Source organism: Pseudomonas sp. SMN11 (genome assembly GCF_052041945.1).
Lineage (GTDB): Bacteria > Pseudomonadota > Gammaproteobacteria > Pseudomonadales > Pseudomonadaceae > Aquipseudomonas.
This window is the reverse complement of sequence record NZ_JBKGGW010000003.1, coordinates 283617-310074: the sequence shown is the minus strand read 5'-3', so window position 1 is coordinate 310074 and position 26458 is coordinate 283617. Positions and strand designations below refer to the sequence as shown.

The 26458-nt window shown below is 63.4% G+C and carries 23 protein-coding genes and 1 tRNA gene; 15 read left to right on the top strand and 9 right to left on the bottom strand.

The window, feature by feature from the left end:
• Positions 1-104 precede the first annotated feature (104 nt).
• From ACLEJU_RS05520 to rloA, 3 genes are read right to left on the bottom strand one after another with little or no spacing between them, the layout of a single operon-like run.
• Positions 105-1085 (bottom strand): alpha-L-glutamate ligase-like protein, encoded by a 981-nt coding sequence (locus tag ACLEJU_RS05520; protein ID WP_435422512.1) that lies wholly within the window; start codon positions 1083-1085, stop codon positions 105-107.
• Positions 1085-2620, bottom strand: a complete 1536-nt coding sequence (rloB, locus tag ACLEJU_RS05515; RefSeq protein WP_294333384.1) for an osmotic stress tolerance membrane protein RloB — start codon at positions 2618-2620, stop codon at positions 1085-1087. Before rloB ends, ACLEJU_RS05520 begins: the two co-directional genes overlap by 1 nt.
• A 5-nt stretch (positions 2621-2625) precedes the next feature.
• Positions 2626-3162 (bottom strand): retropepsin-like aspartic peptidase RloA, encoded by a 537-nt coding sequence (rloA, locus tag ACLEJU_RS05510; protein ID WP_027919647.1) that lies wholly within the window; start codon positions 3160-3162, stop codon positions 2626-2628.
• Between the two features lie 300 nt (positions 3163-3462).
• Between rloA and ACLEJU_RS05505 the strand changes: the two genes are divergently transcribed.
• The 6 genes from ACLEJU_RS05505 (at position 3463) to prpD (ending at position 11681) form a co-directional block, all read left to right on the top strand.
• Positions 3463-4179: a GntR family transcriptional regulator gene (locus ACLEJU_RS05505; protein WP_435422513.1), complete on the top strand. Its 717-nt coding sequence runs from the start codon at positions 3463-3465 to the stop codon at positions 4177-4179.
• A complete protein-coding gene (gene prpB / locus ACLEJU_RS05500; protein ID WP_060507956.1) occupies positions 4176-5066 on the top strand; it encodes a methylisocitrate lyase in 891 nt (296 codons plus the stop codon). Before ACLEJU_RS05505 ends, prpB begins: the two co-directional genes overlap by 4 nt.
• Positions 5067-5128: 62 nt before the next feature.
• Positions 5129-6256 carry a bifunctional 2-methylcitrate synthase/citrate synthase gene (prpC, locus tag ACLEJU_RS05495; RefSeq protein ID WP_435422514.1) on the top strand — a complete coding sequence of 376 codons (1128 nt, stop codon included), beginning with the start codon at positions 5129-5131 and terminating at the stop codon, positions 6254-6256.
• Between the two features lie 79 nt (positions 6257-6335).
• The gene (gene acnD, locus ACLEJU_RS05490; protein ID WP_435422515.1) at positions 6336-8924 is read left to right on the top strand and encodes a Fe/S-dependent 2-methylisocitrate dehydratase AcnD; all 2589 of its coding nucleotides are present in this window, start codon (positions 6336-6338) and stop codon (positions 8922-8924) included.
• Positions 8925-8937: 13 nt separating this feature from the next.
• Complete coding sequence (gene prpF / locus ACLEJU_RS05485) at positions 8938-10128, top strand: 2-methylaconitate cis-trans isomerase PrpF (RefSeq protein WP_435422516.1); 1191 nt, start codon at positions 8938-8940, stop codon at positions 10126-10128.
• Between the two features lie 68 nt (positions 10129-10196).
• On the top strand, positions 10197-11681 hold the full coding sequence (prpD, locus tag ACLEJU_RS05480; protein WP_435422517.1) for a 2-methylcitrate dehydratase: 1485 nt from the start codon (positions 10197-10199) through the stop codon (positions 11679-11681).
• A 73-nt stretch (positions 11682-11754) separates the two neighbouring features.
• Here prpD and acnB read toward each other — a convergent pair whose 3' ends face one another.
• Entirely contained in the window at positions 11755-14364 is a 2610-nt protein-coding gene (gene acnB / locus ACLEJU_RS05475) for a bifunctional aconitate hydratase 2/2-methylisocitrate dehydratase (RefSeq protein ID WP_435422564.1), read from the bottom strand.
• A gap of 404 nt (positions 14365-14768) precedes the next feature.
• On the opposite strand from acnB, the gene ACLEJU_RS05470 reads away from it, so the two are divergent.
• Positions 14769-15236 carry a DUF1289 domain-containing protein gene (locus ACLEJU_RS05470; RefSeq protein ID WP_435422518.1) on the top strand — a complete coding sequence of 156 codons (468 nt, stop codon included), beginning with the start codon at positions 14769-14771 and terminating at the stop codon, positions 15234-15236.
• A gap of 67 nt (positions 15237-15303) precedes the next feature.
• On the top strand, positions 15304-15900 hold the full coding sequence (locus tag ACLEJU_RS05465; RefSeq protein ID WP_435422519.1) for a hypothetical protein: 597 nt from the start codon (positions 15304-15306) through the stop codon (positions 15898-15900).
• A 20-nt stretch (positions 15901-15920) separates the two neighbouring features.
• Here the strand turns inward: ACLEJU_RS05465 and queD are convergent, their stop codons facing one another.
• A complete protein-coding gene (gene queD, locus ACLEJU_RS05460; RefSeq protein ID WP_043202104.1) occupies positions 15921-16277 on the bottom strand; it encodes a 6-carboxytetrahydropterin synthase QueD in 357 nt (118 codons plus the stop codon).
• Positions 16278-16328: 51 nt separating this feature from the next.
• On the bottom strand, positions 16329-17408 hold the full coding sequence (locus tag ACLEJU_RS05455; RefSeq protein WP_435422520.1) for a patatin-like phospholipase family protein: 1080 nt from the start codon (positions 17406-17408) through the stop codon (positions 16329-16331).
• Between the two features lie 152 nt (positions 17409-17560).
• Here ACLEJU_RS05455 and ACLEJU_RS05450 point away from each other — a divergent pair, with 152 nt between their 5' ends.
• The 5 genes from ACLEJU_RS05450 to ACLEJU_RS05430 all read left to right on the top strand — a co-directional run bounded on the left by ACLEJU_RS05450 (position 17561) and on the right by ACLEJU_RS05430 (position 21545).
• Positions 17561-17869, top strand: a complete 309-nt coding sequence (locus ACLEJU_RS05450; RefSeq protein WP_435422521.1) for a PepSY domain-containing protein — start codon at positions 17561-17563, stop codon at positions 17867-17869.
• The gene (locus ACLEJU_RS05445) at positions 17869-18183 is read left to right on the top strand and encodes a PepSY domain-containing protein (RefSeq protein WP_435422522.1); all 315 of its coding nucleotides are present in this window, start codon (positions 17869-17871) and stop codon (positions 18181-18183) included. Before ACLEJU_RS05450 ends, ACLEJU_RS05445 begins: the two co-directional genes overlap by 1 nt.
• Before the next feature lies 1 nt (position 18184).
• Complete coding sequence (locus tag ACLEJU_RS05440; RefSeq protein WP_435422523.1) at positions 18185-18853, top strand: response regulator transcription factor; 669 nt, start codon at positions 18185-18187, stop codon at positions 18851-18853.
• Positions 18850-20169, top strand: a complete 1320-nt coding sequence (locus tag ACLEJU_RS05435; protein ID WP_435422524.1) for an ATP-binding protein — start codon at positions 18850-18852, stop codon at positions 20167-20169. The genes ACLEJU_RS05440 and ACLEJU_RS05435 overlap by 4 nt, the downstream gene beginning before the upstream one ends.
• A gap of 227 nt (positions 20170-20396) precedes the next feature.
• Positions 20397-21545 carry an HPP family protein gene (locus ACLEJU_RS05430; protein WP_435422525.1) on the top strand — a complete coding sequence of 383 codons (1149 nt, stop codon included), beginning with the start codon at positions 20397-20399 and terminating at the stop codon, positions 21543-21545.
• On the opposite strand, the gene ACLEJU_RS05425 is transcribed toward ACLEJU_RS05430, so the two are convergent.
• Positions 21519-22385 (bottom strand): LysR family transcriptional regulator, encoded by an 867-nt coding sequence (locus tag ACLEJU_RS05425; RefSeq protein ID WP_435422526.1) that lies wholly within the window; start codon positions 22383-22385, stop codon positions 21519-21521. The genes ACLEJU_RS05430 and ACLEJU_RS05425 overlap by 27 nt on opposite strands.
• A gap of 180 nt (positions 22386-22565) precedes the next feature.
• On the opposite strand from ACLEJU_RS05425, the gene ACLEJU_RS05420 reads away from it, so the two are divergent.
• Positions 22566-24455 (top strand): propionyl-CoA synthetase, encoded by a 1890-nt coding sequence (locus tag ACLEJU_RS05420; RefSeq protein ID WP_435422527.1) that lies wholly within the window; start codon positions 22566-22568, stop codon positions 24453-24455.
• 94 nt (positions 24456-24549) lie between these two features.
• Here ACLEJU_RS05420 and zapE read toward each other — a convergent pair whose 3' ends face one another.
• Positions 24550-25635, bottom strand: a complete 1086-nt coding sequence (gene zapE / locus ACLEJU_RS05415; protein ID WP_435422528.1) for a cell division protein ZapE — start codon at positions 25633-25635, stop codon at positions 24550-24552.
• Positions 25636-25743: 108 nt separating this feature from the next.
• A complete protein-coding gene (locus ACLEJU_RS05410) occupies positions 25744-25986 on the bottom strand; it encodes a hypothetical protein (RefSeq protein ID WP_435422529.1) in 243 nt (80 codons plus the stop codon).
• A 269-nt stretch (positions 25987-26255) separates the two neighbouring features.
• Between ACLEJU_RS05410 and ACLEJU_RS05405 the strand changes: the two genes are divergently transcribed.
• A tRNA-Gln gene (locus tag ACLEJU_RS05405) sits at positions 26256-26330 on the top strand.
• Positions 26331-26458: the final 128 nt, after the last annotated feature.

The window sequence follows — 26458 nt, the reverse complement described above, 5'->3', positions numbered from 1 at the left end:
GATGTAAAAGCGAGGAGGGCGATTGTAGACCTGTGTAGGAAATGCGCCTAGCACCAGGCGCGACATTAAACATTGCCTGGGGCCGCAAAGCGGCCCCAGCTTGATTAACGCGGATGCACGTGCCCGAATAGATTCTGTGTCACCCGTACACGCTGCTCGGCGTCTTCGGTAATGCCTTCCTTGGCCAGCGCTTCGATGTGCGCTTCGATGGCATGGGTGCGCTGGGTCAGCCCGGTGTCATTGGCGATCTGGATGTTCAGGCCGGGGCGGGCGTTGAGTTCGAGAATCAGCGGCCCCTTGTCCTGGTCCAGCACCATGTCCACGCCGATGTAGCCCAGCCCGCACAGCTCGTAGCAGCCGGCGGCCAGCTTCATGAAGCCGTCCCAGTTCGGCAATTGCACGCCGTCCACCGCGTTGGTGGTGTCCGGGTGCTTGCTGATGATGTTGTTTAGCCAGGTGCCGCGCAGGGTCACGCCGGTGGCCAGGTCCACGCCCACGCCGATGGCGCCCTGGTGCAGGTTGGCCTTGCCGCCGGACTGGCGGGTCGGCAGGCGCAGCATGGCCATCACCGGGTAGCCCATCAGCACGATGATGCGGATGTCTGGCACGCCCTCGTAGCTGATGCTCTTGAAGATCTGGTCCGGGGTCACCCGGTACTCGATCAGCGCACGGTCGCGGTGGCCACCGAGCGAGTACAGGCCGGTGAGGATGCTCGACACCTGGTGCTCGATTTCCTCGTGGCTGATGATCTTGCCCGACACCGTGCGATAGCGGTTCTCGAAGCGGTCGGCGATCACCAAGATGCCGTCACCGCCGGCGCCCTGCGCCGGCTTGATGACGAAGTCGTTGCGCCCTCCGATGATCTCGTGAAGCTTTTCGATCTGCTTCTCGGTCTCGATGATGCCGTACATCTCCGGGACATGGATGCCGGCAGCAAGCGCACGCTCCTTGGTGATGATCTTGTCGTCGACGATCGGGTACAGGCTGCGCTTGTTGTACTTCAGTACATAGTCCGCGTTACGCCGGTTGATCCCCATGATGCCCCGGGCCTCCAGGGCCTTCCACGTCTTGATCAGGCCAAACATCAGGCGTCAGCCTTCTTCAGGAATGCCTTGAAACGCACGAGCTCGGTCAGGCGGTAGCCGCGGTAGCGACCCATCGCCAGCATGAAGCCCACCAGGATCAGCAGCACGGCAGGGAAGGTGAAGACGAAGTACACCAGCTCCGGCACCATCATCAGCAGGTGTGCCAGGGAGGCGGCGAACAGGGTGCCGATCGCCACTTTCATGGCATGGCCACCACCGCGCTCTTCCCAGGTGATCGACAGGCGTTCGATGGTCATGGTCAGGATCACCATCGGGAACAGCGCCACCGACAGGCCGCGCTCCAGGCCCAGCTTGTGGCTGAACAGGCTGATGGCGGCAATCAGGACCACGACGAAGGTCAGCACCACCGACAGGCGCGGCAGCATCTGCAACTTCAGATGTTCCAGGTACGAGCGTAGCGACAGGCCCAGCGCGGTGATCACCGTGAACAGCACGATGCCGAAGCCCAGCTGGGTCTCGCGGAAGGCCAGGGCGATCAGCACCGGGGTGAAGGTACCCAGCGTCTGGATGCCGATCAGGTTGCGCAGGATCAGGATCACCAGCACGCCGATCGGGATCATCACCATGATCATGAAGGTTTGCTGGGTCTGCAGCGGCAGGCCGTACAGCGAGTACTCGAGGAAGTCGGCGTCGGTGTTCTCGTCGGTCAGCTTGGCCAGGCGGATGGCGTTCATCTCGCTGTTGTTCATGCTGAAGGTGACGTTGGCCTTCTTGCCGCCATCGACGGTGATCAGGTTGTCGTCACCGGTCCACCACAGCAGGCGGTCGGCTGGCAGGCCCTGTTCGCCGGTGTCCGGGTTGAAGTACAGCCAGTCGTTGCCGTTGAAGCTGCGCAGCCACAGTTCAGGCGTTTGCGGAGTGTCGGCCACCAGCCGGATGGTGTGGACCTTTTCCATCGGCACGTGGGCGATCGACAGCAACAGGTCGATGACCTGGGCCTTCTTCATCGGCGAGGTGTCGCCGGCCAGCAGCAGCTTGACGTTGTCGTCGTTGAGGTTGTTGACCCGTTTGATGGTCTCGCTGACGAAGGTCTCGACGTCGGCCGAGTGCTGGCGGATCGGTGCCATCAGGGCTTCGGCGGCGATCTTCTCGGGGCCGTCGATGGCCAGGCTGTCACGGAAGGTCGGGCCCTTGATGGCGGATTTTTCGTTGCTGTAGCGCTTGGTCAGCACCAGGCGGTAGTACAGGGTCTGGTTGCCGCTGACGCGGCGCGCCGACCAGGTTACCTTGCGGTTGCCGTCGACGCGGTTGACGCTGACGCCGTAGTTGTTGGAGATGAAGCTCTCGTTGAGGCTGACGTAGTCACGGTTCAGCGGCGGCACGAACATCTGGATCTTGACCGGGTCCTTGGAGCTGGCGACGAACTCGACCTTGGCGTCGATGTTCCACAAGTCGTCGGTCTCGTCCTCGGTCACCGGGATGCCGAGCACGAAGATCTGATAGGCCGTGACCGCCACGCCAAGCAGCACCAGCACGGTGATCAGGACTTTCAGATGGAGGGTAAGAGAGCGCATCGGGGTTACTCTGCTTTGGGAGCGTCGGTGGCACAGGCAGGTTTGCCGGCCGCGTATTTAAGGCTTGGGTCGACCAGCGCGTCGAAGTGCTTGAGCGCCTCGGAGCCGATCAGCAGCGGGAACTGGAAGGCGCTGCGGTCGGTGAGGTTGACTTCGATGGTGCGCCGGGCCTGGCCCATGCAGATTTCAAGTTCGATGACCGGGCGGGCGGTGTAGGCCTTGCCGGATTCCGCATCATAGTCGCCGGCGCGGCGCTTGATCTTGCTCACGCGCGCCAGCGGGCGTTCGATGGGGTGCGAATGGGCGGCGTCGATGGCCAGATAGAAGCGCACCCAGCTTTCGCCGTTGCGCTTGAAGCGCTTGATATCACGGGCACTAAGCGACGCGGTCTTGGCGCCGGTGTCGAGCTTGGCGGCCACTTCCAGGTCAAGGTCGCCGAGCCGGGCGTATTCGTTCAGACCGTACACGGTCTTGCCCGCCGCCTGGCCAAGGGCCGGCAGCAGAGTGAGGCATAACAGCAATAATACGGGTGTAAGTCTCATAGTCCTGGCGTGGTGCTGAGCTGTGCAGTGTTCGGGGGCAAAGGTGACTGGCAACGACTGCGCAAGCTTCCTCGTTCATCTGTCAACAACATGAATTGATGCCAAATACACTATCGATACCCCGTTGGAGGCGCGGCATTCTATCACGCCGACGTCTTGACGCCAGCGTGAAGCGATCTGACAACGCCATCACTGGGTAAGTTCGTTCTTAGACGATTGTCGACAATATTCATTTTGTCTTTGACTGCGCGCCTCTGATTCGCTAGTTTCTGCTCAAGCGATTAGCGAGGTGTCGACAATATGCTGGACCTCCCCACTCCAAGCCCCGTCGAGTCAGACGAAACGGAAACCTTGTCCGAGAATGTCTTCCGGCGTATCCAGGCGGCGATCGTCAAGGGCGACATCGCCCCGGGCAGCAAGATCTCCGAACCGGAGCTGGCGCGCACCTATGGCATCAGCCGCGGCCCGCTGCGCGAGGCCATTCATCGGCTGGAGGGCCAGCGTCTGCTGGTGCGCGTGCCGCATGTCGGCGCGCGGGTGGTGTCGCTCAACCACGCCGAGCTGATCGAGCTGTACGAAATCCGCGAATCGCTGGAGGGCATGGCTTGCCGCCTGGCGGCCGAGCGCATGAGCCAGGCTGAAATCGACGAGCTGCGCCGGGTGCTCGATACCCATGAGCGCGATGCTGCGTTCCAGGCCGGGCTTGGTTATTACCAGCAGGAAGGCGACTACGACTTCCACTACCGGATCATCCAGGGCAGCGGCAACCAGACTCTGGTCAAGATGCTTTGCGGCGAGCTGTATCAACTGGTGCGCATGTACCGCATCCAGTTTTCCGCCACGCCCAACCGGCCGCGCCAGGCCTTTGCCGAACACCACCGCATTCTCGATGCCATCGCCGACCGTGACGGCGAACTGGCCGAACTCCTGATGCGCCGCCACATCGGCGCGTCCAAGCGCAACATCGAGCGTCACTACCTGGACGCCAACAACAACAGCCCACGAGGTGAGAAATGACTGTGAAGAGCACCCCCGGTCAGCGTTTCCGCGACGCCGTTGCCGCCGAACACCCCCTGCAAGTGGTCGGCGCAATCAACGCCAACCATGCGCTGCTGGCCAAGCGTGCCGGTTTCAAGGCCATCTACCTGTCCGGTGGCGGGGTTGCCGCTGGCTCCCTGGGCCTGCCTGACCTGGGCATCAGTGGCCTGGATGATGTGCTGACCGATGTGCGCCGCATCACCGACGTCTGCGACGTGCCGTTGCTGGTGGATGTCGACACCGGTTTCGGCGCATCGGCCTTCAACGTCGCGCGCACCGTGCGCTCGATGTGCAAGTTCGGAGCAGCAGCGATCCACATTGAGGACCAGGTTGGCGCCAAGCGCTGCGGCCACCGCCCGAACAAGGAGATCGTCACCCAGCAGGAGATGGTCGACCGCATCAAGGCCGCGGTGGATGCCCGCACCGATGACAGCTTCGTGATCATGGCGCGTACTGATGCCCTGGCGGTGGAAGGGTTGAACGCCGCCCTGGACCGTGCCGCCGCCTGCATCGAGGCTGGTGCCGACATGATCTTCCCGGAAGCCATTACCGAACTGTCGATGTACAAGACCTTCGCCGACCGGGTGAAAGCGCCGATCCTCGCCAACATTACCGAATTCGGCGCCACGCCGCTGTACACCACAGAAGAGCTGGCCTCGGTCGACGTGTCGCTGGTGCTGTACCCGCTGTCGGCGTTCCGCGCCATGAACAAGGCGGCGGAGAACGTCTATACCGCACTACGCCGCGACGGCACGCAGAAGAACGTGATCGACACCATGCAGACCCGCATGGAGCTCTACGACGCCATTGGCTACCACGCCTTCGAGCAGAGCCTCGACGCGCTGTTTGCCCAGAAGAAAGGTTGAGCGCACCGCTCCCGAATTAGCCAGATCGCTTCCTATAACAAATTCAAGAAAGGAGAAACACCATGGCCGAAGCAAAAGTACTCAGTGGCGCTGGCCTGCGCGGCCAGGTGGCCGGCCAGACCGCACTGTCGACCGTGGGCCAGGCCGGTGCAGGCCTGACCTACCGTGGCTACGACGTCCGTGACCTGGCCGCCGGTGCCGAATTTGAAGAAGTCGCCTACCTGCTGCTGTACGGCGAGCTGCCGAGCAAGGCCGAACTTGCCGACTACAAGCACAAGCTAAAGGGCCTGCGTGACCTGCCGCAGGCACTGAAGGAAGTGCTCGAGCGCATCCCGCGCGATGCTCACCCGATGGACGTGATGCGCACCGGTTGCTCGGTACTGGGTACCCTGGAGCCGGAGTTGACCTTCGAAGCCCAGCGCGAAAAGACCGACCGCCTGCTGGCGCTGTTCCCGGCAGTGATGTGCTACTGGTACCGCTTCACCCACCACGGCGTGCGCATCGATTGCACCAGCGACGAAGACACCCTCGGCGGCCACTTCCTGCACCTGCTGCATGGCAAGAAGCCGAGCGAGCTGCACGTCAAGGTGATGAACGTGTCGCTGATCCTCTATGCCGAGCATGAGTTCAACGCCTCGACCTTTACCGCGCGGGTCTGTGCTTCGACCCTATCCGACCTGTATTCCTGCGTCACTGCTGCCATCGGCTCGCTGCGCGGCCCGCTGCACGGCGGTGCCAACGAAGCGGCGATGGAACTGATCGAGCGCTTCCAGAGCTCGCAGGAGGCCACCGCCGAACTGCTGCGCATGCTTGAGCGCAAGGACAAGATCATGGGCTTCGGCCACGCGATCTACAAAGAGTCCGATCCGCGCAACGAGGTGATCAAGGGCTGGTCGAAGCAGCTGGCCGACCAGGTCGGTGACACGGTCCTGTACCCGGTTTCCGAAGCCATCGACAAAACCATGTGGGAGCAGAAGCGCCTGTTCCCCAACGCCGACTTCTACCATGCCTCGGCGTACCACTTCATGGGCATCCCGACCAAGCTGTTCACCCCGATCTTCGTCTGCTCGCGCCTGACCGGCTGGGCCGCGCACGTGTTCGAACAGCGCGCCAACAACCGCATCATCCGCCCGAGCGCCGAGTACGTCGGCGTCGAACAGCGCCAGTTCGTGCCGATCGAACAGCGCTGAATAGATAAAGAGAGGCAACCCGCTTCCCTTGTGGAAGCGGGGCAACCTTCCGAATCCTGTGACCGAGCCTGATTCCAAGATGAATACTGCATTCCGCAAGAACCTGCCAGGCACAGCCCTGGACTACTTCGATGCCCGCGCTGCCGTCGAGGCCATCAAGCCCGGTGCCTACGACAGCCTGCCGTATACTTCCCGCGTGCTGGCCGAGAACCTGGTGCGCCGCTGCGACCCGGCCACCCTCGAAGCCTCGCTGGGCCAGCTGATCGAGCGCAAGCGCGATCTCGACTTCCCGTGGTTCCCGGCCCGCGTGGTGTGCCATGACATCCTCGGCCAGACTGCCCTGGTCGACCTCGCCGGCCTGCGTGACGCCATCGCCGACAAGGGCGGTGACCCGGCCCAGGTCAATCCGGTGGTGCCGGTGCAGCTGATCGTCGACCACTCCCTGGCCGTCGAGTGCGGTGGCTTCGACCCACAGGCGTTCGAAAAGAACCGCGCCATCGAAGACCGCCGTAACGAAGACCGCTTCCATTTCATCAACTGGACCAAGAAGGCGTTCAAGAACGTCGACGTGATCCAGCCCGGCAACGGCATCATGCACCAGATCAACCTGGAGAAGATGTCGCCGGTCATCCACAGCGACCGCGGCGTGGCCTACCCGGACACTTGCGTCGGCACCGACAGCCACACCCCGCATGTCGACGCCTTGGGCGTGATCGCCATTGGTGTTGGCGGCCTGGAAGCCGAAAACGTCATGCTGGGGCGCGCCTCGTGGATGCGCCTGCCGGAAATCGTCGGCGTCGAGCTGTCCGGCAAGCTGGCACCGAACATCACCGCCACCGACTTGGTACTGGCCCTGACCGAATTCCTGCGCAAGCAGAAAGTGGTCGGCGCCTATCTCGAGTTCCATGGCGAAGGTGCGCGCGCCCTGACCCTGGGCGACCGTGCCACCATCTCCAACATGGCCCCGGAATACGGCGCCACCGCTGCGATGTTCGCCATCGACCAGCAGACCATCGACTACCTCAAGCTGACCGGCCGCGACGACCAGCAGGTGCAGTTGGTGGAGACCTACTCCAAGGTCGCCGGCCTGTGGGCCGACAGCCTGGCCAAGGCCGAATACGAGCGCACCCTGAGCTTCGACCTGTCGAGCGTGGTGCGTAACATGGCCGGCCCGTCCAACCCGCATGCCCGCGTCGCTACCAGCGACCTGGCGGCCAAGGGCATCGCCGGTGCCTGGGAAGAAGTGCCGGGGCAGATGCCCGACGGTGCGGTGATCATCGCCGCCATCACCAGCTGCACTAACACCAGCAACCCGCGCAACGTGATTGCCGCCGGCCTTTTGGCGCGCAATGCCAACAAGCTCGGCCTCAACCGCAAGCCGTGGGTCAAGTCGTCGCTGGCACCCGGCTCCAAGGCCGTGCAGCTGTACCTGGAAGAAGCGGGGCTGGAAAAGGAGCTGGAACAACTGGGCTTCGGCATCGTCGCCTTCGCCTGCACCACCTGCAACGGCATGTCCGGCGCACTGGACCCGGTGATCCAGCAGGAAATCATCGACCGTGACCTGTACGCTACCGCCGTGCTGTCGGGCAACCGCAACTTTGACGGGCGCATCCACCCTTATGCCAAGCAGGCGTTCCTTGCCTCGCCGCCGCTGGTAGTGGCCTACGCGATTGCCGGCACCATCCGCTTCGACATCGAAAAGGACGTGCTGGGCGTGGTCGACGGCAAGGAAATCCGCCTCAAGGACATCTGGCCGAGCGACGAGGAAATCGACGCGGTCGTGCGTGCGGCGGTCAAGCCGGAGCAGTTCCGCAAGGTCTACATCCCGATGTTCGCCATCGAGGAAGACCGTGGGCCGAAAGTCGCGCCGCTGTACGAATGGCGCCCGATGAGCACCTATATCCGCCGTCCGCCATACTGGGAAGGCGCCCTGGCCGGTGAACGCACCCTGCGCGGCATGCGCCCGTTGGCGGTGCTGCCGGACAACATCACCACCGACCACCTGTCGCCGTCCAACGCCATCCTGCTCGACAGCGCCGCGGGTGAATACCTGGCGAAGATGGGCCTGCCGGAAGAGGACTTCAACTCCTACGCCACCCACCGTGGTGACCACCTGACCGCGCAGCGCGCCACCTTCGCCAACCCCAAGCTGTTCAACGAAATGGTGCGCAAAGACGACGGCAGCGTGCAGCAAGGCTCGCTGGCGCGCATCGAGCCGGAAGGCAAGGTCACGCGCATGTGGGAGGCCATCGAAACCTACATGGAGCGCAAGCAGCCACTGATTATCGTTGCAGGTGGCGACTATGGCCAGGGCTCGTCCCGTGACTGGGCGGCCAAGGGTGTGCGCCTGGCTGGTGTCGAAGCGATCGTTGCCGAGGGCTTCGAGCGCATTCACCGCACCAACCTGGTGGGCATGGGCGTGTTGCCGCTGGAGTTCAAACCGGGCACCGACCGCAAGACCCTGGGCCTGGACGGCAGCGAGACCTACGACGTGCTCGGCCAGCGCAAGCCACGCGCGACATTGACCCTGGTGGTCACACGGCGCAATGGCGAACGTGTGGAAGTGCCGGTCACCTGCCGCCTGGACACTGCCGAGGAAGTGTCGATCTATGAGGCGGGCGGCGTGCTGCAGCGCTTTGCCCAGGACTTCCTCGAAGCGACCGCTTGAACAGGACTTGAACATGGCACATCCAGCGCAAGTGAGAATCCCCGCCACGTACATCCGTGGCGGTACCAGCAAGGGCGTGTTCTTCCGCCTGCAAGACCTGCCGGAAACGGCCCAGGTCCCAGGCCCGGCGCGCGACGCTTTGCTGTTGCGGGTCATCGGCAGCCCCGACCCTTATGCCAAGCAGATCGACGGCATGGGCGGCGCCACCTCGAGCACCAGCAAGACGGTCATCCTGTCGAAGAGCATCAAGCCTGGGCACGATGTCGATTACCTGTTCGGCCAGGTCGCCATCGACAAGGCCTTCGTCGACTGGAGCGGCAACTGCGGCAACCTGTCTGCGGCGGTCGGCTCGTTCGCCATCAGCAATGGCCTGGTCGACCCGGCGCGCATTCCGCGCAACGGCGTCGCCACCGTGCGTATCTGGCAGGCCAACATCGGCAAGACCATCATCGCCCATGTGCCGATCACCGAAGGCGAAGTGCAGGAAACCGGCGACTTCGAGCTCGACGGCGTGACCTTCCCGGCCGCCGAAGTGCAGCTGGAGTTCCTTGACCCGGCCGCCGACGAGGAGGGCGACGGTGGGGCGATGTTCCCCACCGGCAACCTGGTGGACGACCTCGAAGTGCCAGGTGTCGGCACCTTCAAGGCGACCTTGATCAACGCCGGCATCCCGACCGTCTTCGTCAATGCCGCCGACATCGGCTACACCGGTACCGAATTGCAGGATGCGATCAACGGCGACCCACAGGCGCTGCTGCGTTTCGAGACCATCCGCGCCTATGGCGCCGTGCGCATGGGCCTGATCGAGCATGTCGACCAGGCTGCCGGGCGTCAGCACACGCCGAAGGTGGCTTTCGTTGCGCCACCGAGCACCTACACTGCGTCCAGTGGCAAGGCGGTTGCGGCCGGTGACATCGACCTGCTGGTGCGTGCGTTGTCCATGGGCAAGCTGCACCACGCGATGATGGGCACCGCAGCCGTGGCCATCGGTACCGCCGCGGCCATTCCGGGCACCTTGGTCAACCTCGCTGCGGGCGGGGGTGAGCGCAGTGCCGTGCGTTTCGGTCATCCGTCCGGCACGTTGCGGGTCGGGGCCGAGGCGCGCCAGGTGGATGGCCAGTGGACGGTGACCAAGGCAATCATGAGCCGCAGTGCTCGCGTGCTGATGGAGGGCTGGGTTCGCGTGCCTGGCGATAGCTTCTAACGCACCACTGGCGCTCGGCTTGGGATGATTAGGGCTGCGCAGCAGCCCCACATTCACAGGAGCTGGCTATGAGCGCCAACGTTGACCTGAACGACCGCCCGGACTACGACCGGGTGCTGCAAACCCTCGCCGACTACGCCCTCACATACCGGGTCGAATCCCCTGAAGCCCTGGACACCGCACGCAACTGCCTGATGGACACCCTCGGCTGCGGCCTGCTGGCCCTGCGCTTTCCTGAATGCACCAAGCTCCTCGGCCCGCTGGTGGAAGGTACTGTGGTGCCCAATGGCGCGCGCGTTCCCGGAACCGCCTATCGCCTCGACCCGGTCAAGGCCGCCTGGGACATCGGCTGCACCGTGCGCTGGCTGGACTACAACGACACCTGGCTGGCCGCCGAATGGGCGCACCCCTCGGACAACCTTGGCGGCATCCTGGCGGTTGCCGATCACCTGTCACAGAAGCGTGTGGCCAGCGGCGAAGCACCGCTGCTGATGCGCGACGTGCTCGAAGCCATGGTCATGGCCCATGAGATCCAGGGTGTGCTGGCGCTGGAGAATTCATTCAATCGTGTGGGCCTCGATCACGTGATACTGGTCAAGGTGGCCTCGACCGCCGTGTGCGCCAGGGTGATGGGTGCCAACCGCGAGCAGATGCTTTCAGCCTTGTCCCATGCCTTTGTTGATGGCCAGGCGCTGCGTACGTATCGCCATGCGCCCAACGCCGGCTCGCGCAAGTCCTGGGCGGCTGGCGACGCCTCCAGTCGTGGCGTGCGCCTGGCCGATATCGCGCTACGTGGCGAAATGGGCGTGCCCGGGGTGCTGACGGCAGCGCAGTGGGGATTCCATGACGTCTCGTTCAGTCACACCAACAAGGACCTGGCAGTAAAACCGGCCGGCCAGTATGAGCTGCGCCTGCCGCAACCTTTGGCCAGCTATGTGATGGAGAACGTGCTGTTCAAGGTCAGCTTCCCGGCCGAGTTCCACGCCCAGACGGCCTGCGAGGCGGCGGTCACCCTGCACCCGCTGGTGCGTAACCGACTGCATGAAATCGACCGCATCGTCATTACCACCCAAGAGTCGGCGATCCGCATCATTTCCAAGAGCGGCCCGTTGGCCAACGCCGCCGACCGTGACCACTGCCTGCAGTACATGGTGGCGGTGCCGCTGATCTTCGGTCACCTGGTGGCCGAGCATTATGAAGATGCCTTCCATGCCAATCACCCGAGCATCGATCGCCTGCGCGAGAAGATGGAGGTGGTCGAAGACCCGCGCTTCAGTCGCGAATACCTGGAGGCGGACAAGCGCTCGATTGCCAATGCCGTGCAGGTGTTCTTCAAGGATGGCAGCAGTACCGAGCAGGTGTCGGTGGAGTATCCGATCGGGCATCGGCGGCGGCGGGAGGAGGGGATACCGTTGCTGGAGGCCAAATTCAGGGAAAACCTGGCAACTCGCTTTGTGCGGCAGCGCTGTCAGCAGATTTTCGAGTTGTGCAAGGATCAGCAACAGCTGGAGCAGATGGCGGTGCACAGGTTTGTCGACCTGTTCGTGATTTGAGGCCAGCACAAGATGAACAAAAAAAGCCCCGGCATTTCTGCCGGGGCTTTGTTTTACAGCCTACAACCGATGCTTACGCCTGAACAACCGGGATCTTGGCGTTGGCAGCCGCTTCGCGGAACTCGGCGATCTGGTCGAAGCTCAGGTAGCGGTAGACGTCGGCAGCCATGCTGTCGATGTCCTTGGCGTACTGCATGTACTCTTCGACGGTCGGCAGCTTGCCGATGATCGAAGCGACTGCAGCCAGCTCGGCCGAGGCCAGGTACACGTTGGTAGCGTCGCCCAGACGGTTCGGGAAGTTACGGGTCGAAGTGGAGACCACGGTCGAACCGGTCTGCACACGTGCCTGGTTACCCATGCACAGCGAGCAGCCTGGCATTTCCATGCGCGCACCGGCCTTGCCGTAGATGCCGTAGTAGCCTTCTTCGGTCAGCTGGTGGGCGTCCATCTTGGTTGGCGGGGCCAGCCACAGACGGGTCGGGATACCGCCCTTGACCTTGTCCAGCAGCTTGCCGGCAGCGCGGAAGTGACCGATGTTGGTCATGCACGAACCGATGAACACTTCGTCGATCTTCTCGCCCTGTACCGAGGACAGCAGGCGGGCATCGTCCGGGTCGTTCGGCGCGCAGAGCACAGGCTCTTTGACGTCGGCCAGGTCGATTTCAATGATTTCGGCGTATTCGGCATCGGCGTCGGCCGACAGCAGCTCAGGCTTGGCCAGCCAGGCTTCCATGGCCTGGGCGCGGCGCTCCAGGGTGCGGGCATCGCCGTAGCCTTCGCCGATCATCCAGCGCAGCAGGGTGATGTTGGACTGCAGGTACTCGGCGATGGCCTTTTCCGGCAGCTTGATGGTGCAGCCCGCAGCGGAACGCTCGGCCGAGGCGTCGGACAGCTCGAATGCTTGCTCGACGGTCAGCTCGTCCAGGCCTTCGATTTCCAGGATGCGGCCGGAGAAGGCGTTTTTCTTGCCTTTCTTCTCAACGGTCAGCAGGCCCTTCTGGATGGCGTAGTAAGGGATGGCATGCACCAGGTCACGCAGGGTGATGCCTGGCTGCAGTTTGCCCTTGAAGCGCACCAGGATCGATTCTGGCATGTCCAGCGGCATGACGCCGGTGGCGGCGGCGAAGGCCACCAGGCCGGAACCGGCCGGGAACGAGATGCCGATCGGGAAGCGGGTGTGCGAGTCGCCACCGGTACCCACGGTGTCAGGCATCAGCATGCGGTTCAGCCAGCTGTGGATGATGCCGTCGCCTGGGCGCAGCGACACACCGCCACGGGTGCGGATGAAGTCTGGCAGGGTGTGGTGGGTGTTGACGTCGATCGGCTTCGGATAGGCCGCGGTGTGGCAGAACGACTGCATCACCAGGTCAGCGGAGAAGCCCAGGCACGCCAGGTCTTTCAGCTCGTCGCGGGTCATCGGGCCAGTGGTGTCCTGGGAACCGACGGTGGTCATCTTCGGCTCGCAGTAGGCGCCTGGGCGCACGCCCTGGCCTTCTGGCAGGCCGCAGGCACGGCCGACCATCTTCTGCGCCAGGGTGAAGCCCTTGCCGGTGTCGGCAGGCTGCTCTGGCTTCTTGAACAGGTCGGAAGCACCCAGGCCCAGTTCGGCGCGAGCCTTTTCGGTCAGGCCACGGCCGACGATCAGCGGAATACGGCCGCCAGCGCGGACTTCGTCCAGCAGCACTTCGGTTTTCAGCGCGAACTCGGTAACCAGCTCGTCGCTGCCGTGACGGCGCACTTCACCTTTGAACGGGTAAACGTCGATGACGTCGCCCATGGCCAGGTTGGTGCAGTCGAATTCGATCGGCAGGGCGCCGGCGTCTTCCATGGTGTTGTAGAAGATCGGGGCGATCTTGGTGCCGAAGCAGAAGCCACCGGCGCGCTTGTTCGGCACGTAAGGGATGTCGTCGCCGAAGAACCACAGCACCGAGTTGGTGGCGGATTTACGCGAGGAACCGGTACCGACCACGTCACCGACGTAGGCCACCGGGAAGCCCTTGGCCTTGACCGCTTCGATCTGTGCCAGCGGGCCGACCGAACCTGGCTGCGACGGCTCGATGCCGTCACGGGCCATTTTCAGCATGGCCAGGGCGTGCAGCGGGATGTCAGGGCGCGACCAGGCGTCCGGAGCAGGGGACAGGTCGTCGGTGTTGGTTTCGCCAGGCACCTTGAACACGGTCAGGGTGTACTTGTCGGCGATGGCCGGGCGCGAGGTGAACCACTCGCCGGCAGCCCAGGATTCCAGCACGGCCTTGGCGTGAACGTTGCCGGCCTTGGCCTTTTCGGCCACGTCGTGGAAGGCATCGAACATCAGCAGGGTGTGCTTGAGCTGTTCGGCCGCGACGGCGCCCAGTTCGGCGTCGTCGAGCAGCGCGACCAGCGTCTCGATGTTGTAGCCGCCCTGCATGGTACCCAGCAGTTCAGCAGCGTGCTTGCGGTCGATCAGTGGCGACTTGGCTTCGCCCTTGGCGACGGCGGAGAGGAAAGCGGCCTTGACGTAGGCAGCTTCATCGACCCCTGGCGGAACGCGGTTGGTGATCAGGTCTACGAGGAAGGCTTCTTCGCCGGCTGGCGGGTTTTTCAGCAGCTCGACCAGGCCTGCAGTTTGTTCGGCGTTCAGCGGCTGGGGCACGATACCCAGGGCGGCACGCTCTTCGATGTGTTTGCGGTAGGCTTCAAGCACAGTTATTACCCTCATCAGTGGTCCCTAAAGGGAGTCCGGGACGCTCATCCAGCATTCAATGCACCCATGCGCTGCCACGGCTTTGTGGGCCGCCCAGCCAGAGTCGCAGAGAATCCTTACAGAAGCTGCTTTCAAAGTTTTACGCCTGCAGAACGGGAGCTGATGAGGGCTGGCGCGGGCATGCGAGGGTTGCATGGCCCGGGCCAACGCCGTTCTACCGGATGAACTGTGCTCGTGACGCTTTGAAAACAGCTTCCAACGGACATTGTTGCCTTGAAAAGGCGGGATGATTCTACGGCAAAAAAAGCCCGAAGGTAAGGCAGCGATCATGACTTTAACGGGTGACCCTGGTTAGACAAAGGGCTAACATGACGCCGTGTTCCACCGCCAAGCTGTTGTTTTCAATGTCCAACCAGTCCATCAAGACCCCTTGCGTCGGCCTCTGTTCCACTGTCTATGGAGACACGGTTTGCCGTGGCTGCAAGCGTTTCCACCATGAAGTGATCAACTGGAATGGGTACGACGACGAGCAGAAGCGCGCCGTCTGGCTGCGCCTGGAACAACTGCTGGTACAGGTGATGATGGCCAAGCTCGAAGTGTTCGACAAAGGCCTGCTGCGCCAGCAGTTGCAGCAGCGCTCGATCCGCTTTGTCGAGCAACAGTCGGAATACTGCTGGGCCTACCAGCTGATCGCCCGTGGCGCACGGATGATCCGGGACTTGGAGGCCTATGGAATGGCGTTGCTCCCGGAGTTCCGCGACTGGGAGCTGCCACAGCTGCGCGATGCCATCGATCGGGAGTTTTTCCTGTTGTCCGAGGCGCACTACGAGCGCTACATCGCACCTGCGTTCCTGAAGATGTCGATGGAGTGATCAGCTTCCCTCTGACGGTTCAGCTCGCGGCTCGGTAGCGTCCCGTCTTTTCCAAAGGGAAGCGCCAATGTATGGGTTCAACTTTCAGCCGGACCTGTCGTTCAATGCCCGTGTGCACTGGCAGTCTGGCAAGGCGGACGTTGACGCTGCGTTCAGTCTCGAGGGTAGTTTCGATCCGCTCTGGGCAGAATTGAGCGCAGCATCGCAAAAGCGTGAATGGGTTCAGGCCGAGCCTCGGCCCCGATATTCCAAAGACGATCTGAACGTGATTTGCGATGTGTTCTGGTTCGGTGTGTACAAGCTCGCTGACCATTACGCCTACGAAGTGCGGGCCGCTTACGCAGATGAGAACAGCGACGCCTGGCCGCATTTGGAATATGTCCTGCAAACCAATTGGGACCGATGGATGATCTTCGAGCCTATCTCCACCCCGGCCGGTCGAGCGAGCCGCTCACTGTGGGGTATCGAGGGCTTGTCGCCCGCCAGTCTTGCCAAGGGTGTCTGGTATCCCAACCTCATGCTGCTCAGCCCGGCAGGAAGAAAAATCAAGCGCTTCAAGCAGTATGGGCATCACTATCTGGGAGACTGGCACGGATACGGCGGCAAGATTGCTCTTGAGGTGATCGATTTTCCTGTCCCCCCGCACCGTAGCCCTCGTTCCTGAGGCGCGCCGGCCTGCGCGTCTCAATCGCCGGTATATTCGCAACCGCTGGTGCAGGTCTCGTGAATACGCACCTTCGACAGCTCCGGCATCAGTGGCTTGACCTGTTCCCAGATCCACTTGGCGATCACTTCGCTGGTAGGGTTTTCCAGGCCTGGAATGTCGTTCAGGTAGTTGTGGTCCAGTTGCTCGTAGATCGGTTTGAAGATCGCCTTGACCTCGGCGAAATCGCGGATCCAGCCGGTGTGCGGGTCGAGCGGGCCGGTCAGGTGCAGGCCGACCTTGAACGAGTGGCCGTGCAGGCGGCCGCACTTGTGCCCTTCAGGAACGTGGGGCAGGCGGTGGGCCGATTCGAATGTAAATTCCTTGAAGATTTCCACTGTCTTAACTCTGCGTGAATCAATAATGCGCGCAGTCTACCAGCATGGTCGCTACAAGGCTTGCAGGCGTTCGTGCAACCGCCCGGTGGCGATCAGTTCGAGCAGTTCGTCACCTAGCCGCTGGCTTTCGGCAATGGCCTTGTACCAGTAGCGCTTGCGGCTCGGCGCATCGCCCATGAAACGCTTGAAATCGTTGCGGTCCGGTAGCTTGCCGAAGGGCAGGGCGGCCAGGTACTGCGGCGAGGGGGTCATCAGCAGCACGTTCTGCAGGCGCGTGGCATCGCCCTTGCGCCAGGGCAGCGCCTTGTCGAACCACCCGGGCACCACCTTGTCGGTGAAGTGCGGATACAGCACCAGGTCGTCACCGCGGTAGGGCAGGTCGAGGTGGTAGTCGAGCAGGCCGCCGTCGCGGTAGGTGCCAGCACCGGCGCCGGGAATGTCACGCACGCCTTCCATCACCATCGGGATCGAGCCCGAGGCGAGCAGGGCGTGGCGCAAGTTGGCCAGGTCCAGCGGCAGGCAGCGCGAGGGGAAGTCGGTCAGCGCATCGAGTGGTGGCACGCTGCGCTCATCATGCAGGATGATCCGTTCAAAGTGCCGGGCCAGGCGCGAGCGCCCCAGCAGGTTGCTGGCGATCACCGAGCCCAGGCCCATGCCCAGGCGGCCACGGTGGTCGTGTGCGAGATTGCCGTGGCTCTTTACCACCAGGATGTTCAGGCGGTAGTGCGGATTGGCGAGGATCTGCCCGTCGCGGCCCTGCAGCAGGTCGTCGAGCATGCGCTGGCAGCTGCGGCTGATCTCGGCGGGAGTGACACCCTTGGCGAAGTCCTGTTCGGTATACAGCTCGCCCAGGCGGCGGATGCCGGCGACCGGGTCGTCGAGGCAGGCGCTGGCGAAGCGCCAGGAGCCGATCGAGGCACCGATCAGCGCACGTTGCCGCGGCGCCGATGGCAGCCATTCACCGAACAGCGCGAGGTCCAGGCCCTGGATACCCAGGGGTTTGGGCCCACCTGCCGCACCTGGCAACACGCCCACATCGGCTGCCTGCAGACCCTGCTCGCGAATTTGCTGCAGCGCACGCCGGCCAGCCTTGAAGCTCAGTGCAGGAAATTTGATGTGAATGGCGCTCATGACGGATCTCGCGACTGACAAGCCGGTCATTATAGGGGCTTGATCCCGTTGCAGCTGGGCTATCATGGCGCCAGCTGTTTTCAGGTTGAATTAAGGACCGCTGGTTAGTCTTAACCCCGTAGACAACTTGAACGTCGCTCAGGAGAGCCCCCATGAAAACCTTGACTGCCCTGTTTACCGCCGCCGCCCTTGCCCTGGGCGCCAATGCCGCTTTCGCCAAGGACGTCCAGCCGGACGAAGTGGTCAAACTGGTCAATGCCAAGACCATCAAGTCGCTGGACGAACTCAAGGCCACCGCCGTGGCCAAGCACCCGGGTGCCACCGTCACCGACTCTGAGCTGGAAAATGAATACGGCCGCTACATCTACAAGGTCGAGCTGCGCGACACGCAGAACGTCGAGTGGGATGTCGACCTGGATGCCAAGACCGGTGAAGTGCTGAAGGACGAGCGGGACAGCTGATGATCCATTTATCCCGGCCGGCACGATACCTGGCGTTGTCGCTGCTGGCCGTGTGCTCCCTGGCCGTTGCCCGCGACCTGGACCAAGACCAGGCCCTGAAGCTGCGCCAGAAAGGCGTCATCCTGCCGCTCGAGCAATTGCTGGAAGCCGCCCTGGGGCGTTACCCCGGGGCGCGTCTGCTGGAGGCCGAGCTGGAAGAACACGACGACCGCTACGAATATGAAGTCGAACTGCTGACCAACGACGGCGTGGTGCGCGAGATCAAGCTCGATGCCAGCAGCGGTGCCCTGCTCAAAGACGAGGAAGACGACTGACATGCGCCTGTTGCTTGTCGAAGACAACGTGCCCCTGGCGGACGAACTGACCACCAGCCTGCAGCGCCAGGGTTATGCCGTGGACTGGCTGGCCGATGGCCGTGATGCGGTGTACCAGGGCCAGAGCGAACCCTACGACCTGATCATCCTCGATCTTGGCCTGCCCGGTTTGCCGGGCTTGGAAGTGCTGGCGCAGTGGCGTGCCGGCGGCCTGGCCACGCCGGTGCTGATCCTGACGGCGCGAGGCTCGTGGGCAGAGCGGATCGAAGGCCTGAAAGCCGGAGCCGACGATTACCTGAGCAAGCCTTTCCACCCCGAGGAATTGCAGCTGCGCATTCAGGCGCTGCTGCGCCGTGCCCGGGGCCTGGCCAACCAACCCACGCTGGAAGCTGCAGGCCTGCACCTGGATGAAAGCCGCCAATGCGTGAGCCGTGACGGTGTCGACGTCCAGCTGACGGCGGCGGAGTTTCGCCTGTTGCGTTATTTCATGCTGCACCCGCAGCAGATCCTGTCCAAGAGCCACCTGGCCGAGCACCTGTACGACGGCGAGACCGAGCGCGATTCCAATGTGCTGGAGGTGCACGTCAACCACCTGCGGCGCAAGCTGGGCCGTAGCGTCATCGAGACGCGCCGCGGGCAGGGTTACATCTATGCCGGGAGCGGCGGATGAAGTCCATCCAGGCGCGCCTGAGCCTGGGCCTGGTCGCCGTGCTGGTGGTGGTCGGGGTGGTGCTCGCGCAGCTCACATTGTGGTTGTTCGAGGCGGGTTTGCAGCGCTACCTGGAAAACGGCCTGCGCAAGGAGAGCGAGAACCTGCTGGTGGCACTGGTGCGTGGTCCTAATGGCCTGCAACTGGATGAGCGGCGCATCTCCGCGGCTTACCAGCGGCCTTTTTCCGGTTACTACTTCCGTATCGATTTCGAGCAGGGCACCTGGCGCTCGCGTTCGCTGTGGGACCTGGACATGCCCAGGCCGGCCGCGCCAGGACTGTCCGATAGCCACGAGCTGGGCCCGGAAGGGCAGCTACTGCTGGCCTTGCGCGCCGATTACCGGCGCCTTGGCCAGGACATCTCGATCAGCGTGGCGCAAGACTACTCGCCGGTGCGCGAGGGCTTTCGTCGTCTGCAGCAGATCGGCCTGGGCATGGGCCTGGTGGCATTGCTGATCGTGCTGGTGCTGCAGCGCATCACCGTTACCCGCTCGCTGCGCCCGCTGGAACGCGCGCGCCAGCAGATCGCCCAGCTGCAGCAAGGCCAGCGCTCGCAGCTCGATGCCGAAGTGCCCAGTGAGCTGGCACCGCTGGTGGACCAGGTCAACCACTTGCTCAGCCACACCGAAGACAGCCTGCGCCGTTCGCGCAATGCCTTGGGCAACCTCGGCCATGCGCTGAAGACACCGCTGGCGGTGCTGCTCAGCCTGGCCTCCAGCGAGCGATTGAAAGACCTGCCAGAGGTGCAGGCGCAGTTGCGTGAACAGCTGGAGCAGATCCAGCAGCGCCTGGCCCGTGAGCTGAATCGGGCGCGCCTGGCGGGCGATGCGTTGCCTGGGGCGCAGTTCGATTGTGATGCCGAGCTGCCGGGCTTGCTGGCAACCTTGGGCATGATCCATGGCGAAGGCTTGCTGCTCACGCGTGATATGCCGCCGGGGCTGCTGCTGCCGTGGGATCGCGAAGACGTGTTGGAGCTGCTCGGCAACCTGCTGGACAACGCCTGCAAGTGGGCGGACAGCGAAGTGCGGCTGGGGATTGCGCCGATGGCGGAGGGCTATCAGTTGTGGGTCGATGATGATGGCCCCGGCATTCCGGAGAACCGGCGCCTGCAGGTGCTGGAGCGCGGCTCGCGGCTGGATGAGCAAGTCGATGGGCATGGGCTGGGGCTGGGCATCGTGCGCGATATCGTCGAGGCGTGGGGCGGGCAGTTGGCGCTGCTGCAGAGCCCCATGGGTGGGTTGCGGGTGAGTATCGAATTATCGCGCAAGGCTCGCTAGCGGCCCCCGTGGCCAGATCAGCACTGCAAAAAAATTGCAGTACAGCCGCATTTTTTTGAATTAGCCCAATCTCCCCCCACCCGGCACAATCCCTCACACGAAACCCTGCGGTTTCCATCTCTCCACGGACGGAGCCCCTTGAGCTATTGCATCCGCAATACGAGGCCCAGGCCACTTCGGCTGGGCTTTCTTTTTAATCAGAAAAACTACAGATCCCGATTACCTAAATGTCTGCCATGCGTTCCGAAAGTCGTCTGCAGCGGCTGTTGCCAGCGCCCCTGAATACCCCCCCCAAACAATGGTTGCGTGCCGGTATCGGCGCGTTGCTCGGCCTGTTCCTCGCTGGCTGGCTGACTAGCCTGGCCTATGGCCCGGGCATTGCCCTGCACCTTCTCGGCCCGTTGGCGGCCTCGGCGGTGCTGGTGTTCGCCGTGCACTCCGGGCCCTTGGCGCAGCCGTGGCCCGTGCTCGGCAGTTATGCCCTGGCCACTGCGGTTGGCCTGGCCATGCGCCAGGGCTTTGGCCCTGAACTGTGGGTGGCGGCCGTTGCCCTGGGGGGTTCGATCCTGGTGATGTGCCTGCTGCGTTGCCTGCATCCACCCGGTGGTGGTGTGGCAGTGAGCGCGGTACTGGCCGACCCGGGCCTGACGGCCTTGGGCGATCACCTGCTCGAACCGGTGCTGCTCAACGCGCTGATCCTGGTGGCCGTGGCCGTGGTCTACAACCGCCTCACTGGCGTGCACTATCCGAAAGGCGTGGCACCGCGCAAGGATTTGCACCACACTCACGACCCGCTGCCCAGCGAACGCGTGGGCGTCAGTGGCGCCGACCTGGATCAGGCCCTGGAAGAGTTGGGCGAATTCGTCGACGTCACCCGCGACGAGCTGGAGCGCATCATCCTCGCCACCGAGCAGCACGCGCTGGAGCGCAGTCTCGGCGGCATCACTGCCGGGTCGGTGATGTCCCGCGATGTGCAGTTCGCCTCGCCGCAGACCACCCTGGAGCAGGCCTGGAAAATGCTCGCCGACCACCACCTGAAAACCTTGCCAGTGCTACAGCAGGGCAAGCTGGTGGGCATTGTCAGCCTCAGTGACCTGGTCGGCCCGGCCATGCAGCGTGGCCAGTTCAGCTGGCGTGGCCTGTTCGGCCGCAAGGCGGTACGCATGGAGCAGGTGATGAGCCGGCGGGTGGTCAGCGTCAGCAGCCAGCACCCGCTGGAGCGCCTGCTGCCGCTGCTGTGCGAGCAAGGCCTGCACTGCCTGCCGGTGCTCGACGGTGAGCAATTGGTTGGCGTGGTCACCCAGACCGACCTGATCGCCGGTCTCAAGCGCCAGTTGCTCAGCGCTGCCTCAGATAACCGGGTCCCAGCGTTGTGACCAATCGCTGGCGCCGGCTGCCACCAGCTGGCGCAGCACCGCGAAGGCCTGCTGCAGGGCCTCGCTGTCGCGCTTTCGCGGGTAGACCAGGTAGGTCGGGTAGGTGAACTCCGGCGCCTGTGGCACGCGCTCGAACACGCCGGTATCCAGGTAGGCCTGTACCACGCGGGTACGAAAATAGCCGCTGCCACCTTGGTCGAGAATGAACTGCAGGGCCAGCGGCCCGAGGTTGAAACTCAGTGCCGGACGGGCGCAGTCGGGCAGGGCGGCGTCATGCTGGCGGCGGAAGGCTTCGCCCCAGTCGATGTAGATGTACGGCTCGGGTTGATCGACCCGACGCACGCGGATCAGCTTCTCTTCCATCAACTGCTCCACCTGCAGCCCTGGGCCGTAGGTCGGCTGGTACACCAGTGCGGCGTCGAGCAGGCCCATCTCCACCTTGCGCAGCAACGACTCGCCATCGCTCACCTCACTGCGGATGGCATGGCTGGGCAGCTCGCGGTGCAGGGCACCGACCCAGTCGAGCAACATCGGGTTGCCCAGGCTCACTTCCGCGCCCACATGCAGCACCTGCTGGCAACCTTCGGGCAGTGGCAGGTCGCGGCGCGCCGCTTCCCAGGTCTGCACCAGCTGGTTGGCGTAGCTGACGAAGGCCTCGCCGTCACTGGTCAGGCTGGCCCCGTTGCGGCTGCGCACGAACAGCTGGCAGCCCAGTTGCTGCTCCAGGCGTTGCACACGGGCGGTGATGGCGGTCTGCGACACGAACAGGCGTTCGGCGGCGGCGACCAGGCTGCCGCAACGCACGATTTCCAGGAAGGTTCGGGCCTGATCGATGTCCATGAGCTGCTCTGTGGCGGGGAGGGGCGCCTATTCTAGAGGCTTTGCACCGTTGTGGGGCATTTTTGCGTTGTCTGCAAATTTGCAGGTCCGTTGTGACTTTAGTCCCATGGCGGCCCCGGCGTGGCGGGCCATACTCACTATTCGCCCTTCAATAACAACAAGTACCGGGTTTTCATCAACATGACCTACCAGCACAGCTACGCCCAATCCATTGCCGACCCTGCTGCCTTCTGGGCCGAACAGGCCGAATCCCTGGCCTGGTACCGCAAGCCCTCGCTGACCCTGCAGGACAACCCCGACGGCACCCACCGCTGGTTCGCCGACGGCCGCCTTAACAGCTGTTACCTGGCCCTCGATCGGCAGATCGAACTGGGCCGGGGCGAGCAGCTGGCGCTGATCTACGACTCCCCCGTGACCGGTGTACAGCAGGTCTTCACCTACCACCAGCTGCGCGACGAAGTGGCACGTCTGGCCGGTTTGCTGCGGCAGCTGGGCGTGGGCAAGGGCGACGGGGTGATCATCTACATGCCGATGGTGCCCCAGGCGGCCATGGCCATGCTCGCTTGCGCGCGGATCGGCGCGGTGCATTCGGTGGTGTTCGGTGGCTTTGCCGCCAACGAGCTGGCACTGCGCATCGATGATGCCCGGCCGACGCTGTTGCTCACCGCGTCCTGTGGCCTGGAGTTCGACCGGGTGATCGAGTACAAGCCGCTGGTTGATCGCGCTCTGCAGGTGGCCCGACATCAACCCCGCAATGTGCTGGTGTTGCAGCGGCCCCAGGCCCGTGCGCAGTTGCAGGCAGGCCGGGACCTGGACTGGCAGCAGGCACTGGCCAGTGCCGAACCGGTGGCGCCCGTCGAGCTGGATGCCGGCGACCCGCTGTATATCATGTACACCTCTGGCACCACCGGCAAACCCAAGGGTATCGTCCGCGAAAATGGGGGCAACGCGGTCGCCCTGTGCTATGCGATGCGACATATCTACGGCATGCAGGCCGGGGATGTGTGGTGGGGCATTTCCGATGTCGGCTGGGTGGTCGGCCATTCGCTGATTGTCTATGGGCCGCTGATGAGCGGCTGCACGACGGTGTTCTACGAGGGCAAGCCGATCCGCACCCCGGACGCCTCGGCGTACTGGCGGGTGGTCGAGCAATACAAGGTCAATGCCTTGTTCTGCGCACCGACTGCCATGCGCGCGATCCGCAAGGAAGACGCGGATGGCGAGCTGATCCGCAAGCATGATCTGAGCTCGCTGCGCCAGTTGTTCCTGGCCGGGGAAAAGCTCGATTCCAGTACCCATGAATGGCTGGAACGGGTCACCGGCAAACCGGTACACGACCACTGGTGGCAGACCGAAACCGGCTGGCCGGTCACCGCGCCTTGCGTGGGGCTGGCGGGTTGTGCGGCGCGGCCGGGATCGAGCAACCGCGCGGTGCCGGGTTATCACGTGCGCGTTCTGGATGATGACGGGCACCTGCTGGGCCCTGATCAACAAGGCGCCATCGTCATCGCCCTGCCGCTGCCGCCGGGGTGCAGCCAGACCCTGTGGGGCGACCATGATCGCTACCTGCAGGCGTACCTGCAGACCTACCCGGGTTACTACCACACCGGTGATGGCGGCTACCTGGATGAAGAAGGCTTCGTCTACATCATGGGCCGCACCGACGACGTGATAAACGTCTCAGGGCATCGGCTGTCCACAGGTGAGATGGAAGACCTGGTCGCCCGCCACCCGGCGGTGGCCGAGTGTGCGGTGATCGGCGTGCATGACGAGATCAAGGGCCAGGTGCCGCTGGCGCTGGTGGTGCTCAAGGATGGCGAGGGCATTGCCGAGGCGCAGTTGCTGGTGGAGCTGGTGGGCAGCGTACGTGAGGAAATTGGCGCGCTGGCGTGCTTCAACCGGGTGCGGCTGGTGAAACGCTTGCCCAAGACCCGCTCGGGGAAAATCCTGCGGGCGGTGCTGCGCAAGATTGCCGATGGGCAGGCGTATGTGCCGCCTTCGACCCTGGATGACCCGGCGGTGCTAGGGGAGATCGAGGCGGTGCTGGCGGATTTGCCCAGGGCTGGGTGATGGGTTGACCTGTTCGGGCCTCTTTGCGGCTAAAGCCGCTCCTACAGGTACGGCGCTATCCCTGTAGGAGCGTCTTTAGCCGCGAGAGGCCCGATCAGGCGATAGCGCTATCGGGCCCGATCTGGTGCAACTGCCCCAGGCGACTGCGGGTCCGCATCAGGTCGGCCAGCGGCCCGCCGAGGCTTTCTTCCAGAGGCCTGCGCCCGATCACGGTCACCTGCCGATCCTGGTCATACAGTACATCCACCAGGTTGACGAAGCGCTGCTGCGCCGCCAGCGAACATTCCGACAGATCATCCAGCCCATCGATGATCCACTCGTCATATTGCCCGACCAGCACCAGGTAGTCGATGACCGCCGTGGCCTTCTCGCACAAGTCGTCAAAGGCCAGCACCACCCGGCGGCCATCGATGGCGAGGGCGCGCAGCGGGCGTTTGTTCACCTCCAGCACCACCGGTTGTTCATCCGGCACGTTCAGCGCCTGGCGCTGCACGGCATCCCCCGGCCACACATAGTGCCCCTGGGTGAAGCGCTGGTGCTCGCGGTTGGCCGGCAGGCTGCGAAAGTCCGTGTCGCCACCGACTTCAAGCACTTCCATCGAGCTGTTGATCAGGCGGATTACCGGCAGGAAGCGTTCGTGGTACAGCGGGTTGGGCAGCAGCCCTTCAGGTGCGTAGTTGGAGGTCACCAATAGGAAGATGCCGCGGGCGAACAGGGCGTTGAACAGCCGGGTCAGCAGCATGGCATCGCCGATGTCATGCACATGGAACTCGTCGAAGCACAGTATCTGGCAGTCACCCAGCAGTTCGTCCAGGGTGGCGCCCAATGCATCGTCCAGCAGGCGGTGCTGGTGCATGCCCTGGTGCAGGCGGGCGAAAAAATCGTGGAAGTGCAGGCGCCTTTTGGCCTCGACCGGCACGGCCTGGAAAAAGCCATCGAGCAGCCAGCTCTTGCCGCGGCCGACTGAGCCGTACAGGTAGAGGCTGCGTGGCTGACCACCCTCCAGTTGGGCAAGCTGCCTGGCCATGCTGTCGATGACCCGACGCTGGCCGTCACTGAGCTTATAGCCACGGCTGTGTGCCTTGTCCTCGAACCAGCCGAGCAGTTCACTCTGGTTTGACGACGCGCCGCGCAAGCGCTGGCCGAGCTGGCGCAGCGGGGAAGGGATCCAGGCAGACAAAAGCTAAGCTCCTTGGGCAAAGGCAGGGCAGCGTGCAGCTTGCCCGAGGGCGGCCATTGTGACTAATAGATAAAGTGACCGGCAATGATCGCCTGGAGCGATAGGTCGCTAGACCTTGCGCTCCAGCTGGCGCTCGATCATGTACTTCACCGTTAGCCGTCGCTCCTTGAGATGGCGCAGGTCTTCGTCTACAAAATTGCCTGCCGAGATCGATTCGGCGGCCAGCACCTGGTTGTCGATGTCCACGTACTCGTCGAGCAGGCGGTCCAGGGCCTTGTCCTGCTGGCGCCGCTGCTGAACGATTTCGCGCGGGTAGTGCAGGTCCTGGTAGAGGTCGTGGGATACGGGCATGGGGTCCTCCTTGGTCAATGCAGTTCGCTTATCTGATTGGAAGGGAGGAATGCGATTGTGTTGAAGCGAGGCGGTGGAAAAACGACGGGTGGTAGCCCTGGCGGGCCATGAAAACGGCTCGGAAGCACTAACTTGCTGTTTTAAAGCATTTTTTTCACGTTGGGGGTTTACAGGCTGAATCTATGTGTTAAAGTGCCGCGCATTCCAAGACAACAACCCAGTTGTCACTCAGTTGGAATTGTCAGAGCAGCATCAGCTGCATCCGATACAGGGGCGTCGCCAAGCGGTAAGGCAGCAGGTTTTGATCCTGCCATGCGTTGGTTCGAATCCAGCCGCCCCTGCCATTTTCTCTCTTCAAATACCCATTTTTTATTCAGTGCAGACTACAGTCGGCGCTGGGTTTTGCTGTTTCTGTTTCCTGTGCCGGCCTCTTCACGGGCGTGCCTGTGAAGAGGCCGGGGCAGGCAAAGCA

Bases quoted from the DNA above. Each gene is read 5' to 3' on its own strand.
- ACLEJU_RS05520 (WP_435422512.1), bottom strand. From the start codon at position 1,085: ATGTTTGGCCTGATCAAGACGTGGAAGGCCCTGGAGGCCCGGGGCATC.
- rloB (WP_294333384.1), bottom strand. From the start codon at position 2,620: ATGCGCTCTCTTACCCTCCATCTGAAAGTCCTGATCACCGTGCTGGTG.
- rloA (WP_027919647.1), bottom strand. From the start codon at position 3,162: ATGAGACTTACACCCGTATTATTGCTGTTATGCCTCACTCTGCTGCCG.
- ACLEJU_RS05505 (WP_435422513.1), top strand. From the start codon at position 3,463: ATGCTGGACCTCCCCACTCCAAGCCCCGTCGAGTCAGACGAAACGGAA.
- prpB (WP_060507956.1), top strand. From the start codon at position 4,176: ATGACTGTGAAGAGCACCCCCGGTCAGCGTTTCCGCGACGCCGTTGCC.
- prpC (WP_435422514.1), top strand. From the start codon at position 5,129: ATGGCCGAAGCAAAAGTACTCAGTGGCGCTGGCCTGCGCGGCCAGGTG.
- acnD (WP_435422515.1), top strand. From the start codon at position 6,336: ATGAATACTGCATTCCGCAAGAACCTGCCAGGCACAGCCCTGGACTAC.
- prpF (WP_435422516.1), top strand. From the start codon at position 8,938: ATGGCACATCCAGCGCAAGTGAGAATCCCCGCCACGTACATCCGTGGC.
- prpD (WP_435422517.1), top strand. From the start codon at position 10,197: ATGAGCGCCAACGTTGACCTGAACGACCGCCCGGACTACGACCGGGTG.
- ACLEJU_RS05470 (WP_435422518.1), top strand. From the start codon at position 14,769: ATGTCCAACCAGTCCATCAAGACCCCTTGCGTCGGCCTCTGTTCCACT.
- ACLEJU_RS05465 (WP_435422519.1), top strand. From the start codon at position 15,304: ATGTATGGGTTCAACTTTCAGCCGGACCTGTCGTTCAATGCCCGTGTG.
- ACLEJU_RS05455 (WP_435422520.1), bottom strand. From the start codon at position 17,408: ATGAGCGCCATTCACATCAAATTTCCTGCACTGAGCTTCAAGGCTGGC.
- ACLEJU_RS05450 (WP_435422521.1), top strand. From the start codon at position 17,561: ATGAAAACCTTGACTGCCCTGTTTACCGCCGCCGCCCTTGCCCTGGGC.
- ACLEJU_RS05445 (WP_435422522.1), top strand. From the start codon at position 17,869: ATGATCCATTTATCCCGGCCGGCACGATACCTGGCGTTGTCGCTGCTG.
- ACLEJU_RS05440 (WP_435422523.1), top strand. From the start codon at position 18,185: ATGCGCCTGTTGCTTGTCGAAGACAACGTGCCCCTGGCGGACGAACTG.
- ACLEJU_RS05435 (WP_435422524.1), top strand. From the start codon at position 18,850: ATGAAGTCCATCCAGGCGCGCCTGAGCCTGGGCCTGGTCGCCGTGCTG.
- ACLEJU_RS05430 (WP_435422525.1), top strand. From the start codon at position 20,397: ATGTCTGCCATGCGTTCCGAAAGTCGTCTGCAGCGGCTGTTGCCAGCG.
- ACLEJU_RS05425 (WP_435422526.1), bottom strand. From the start codon at position 22,385: ATGGACATCGATCAGGCCCGAACCTTCCTGGAAATCGTGCGTTGCGGC.
- ACLEJU_RS05420 (WP_435422527.1), top strand. From the start codon at position 22,566: ATGACCTACCAGCACAGCTACGCCCAATCCATTGCCGACCCTGCTGCC.
- ACLEJU_RS05410 (WP_435422529.1), bottom strand. From the start codon at position 25,986: ATGCCCGTATCCCACGACCTCTACCAGGACCTGCACTACCCGCGCGAA.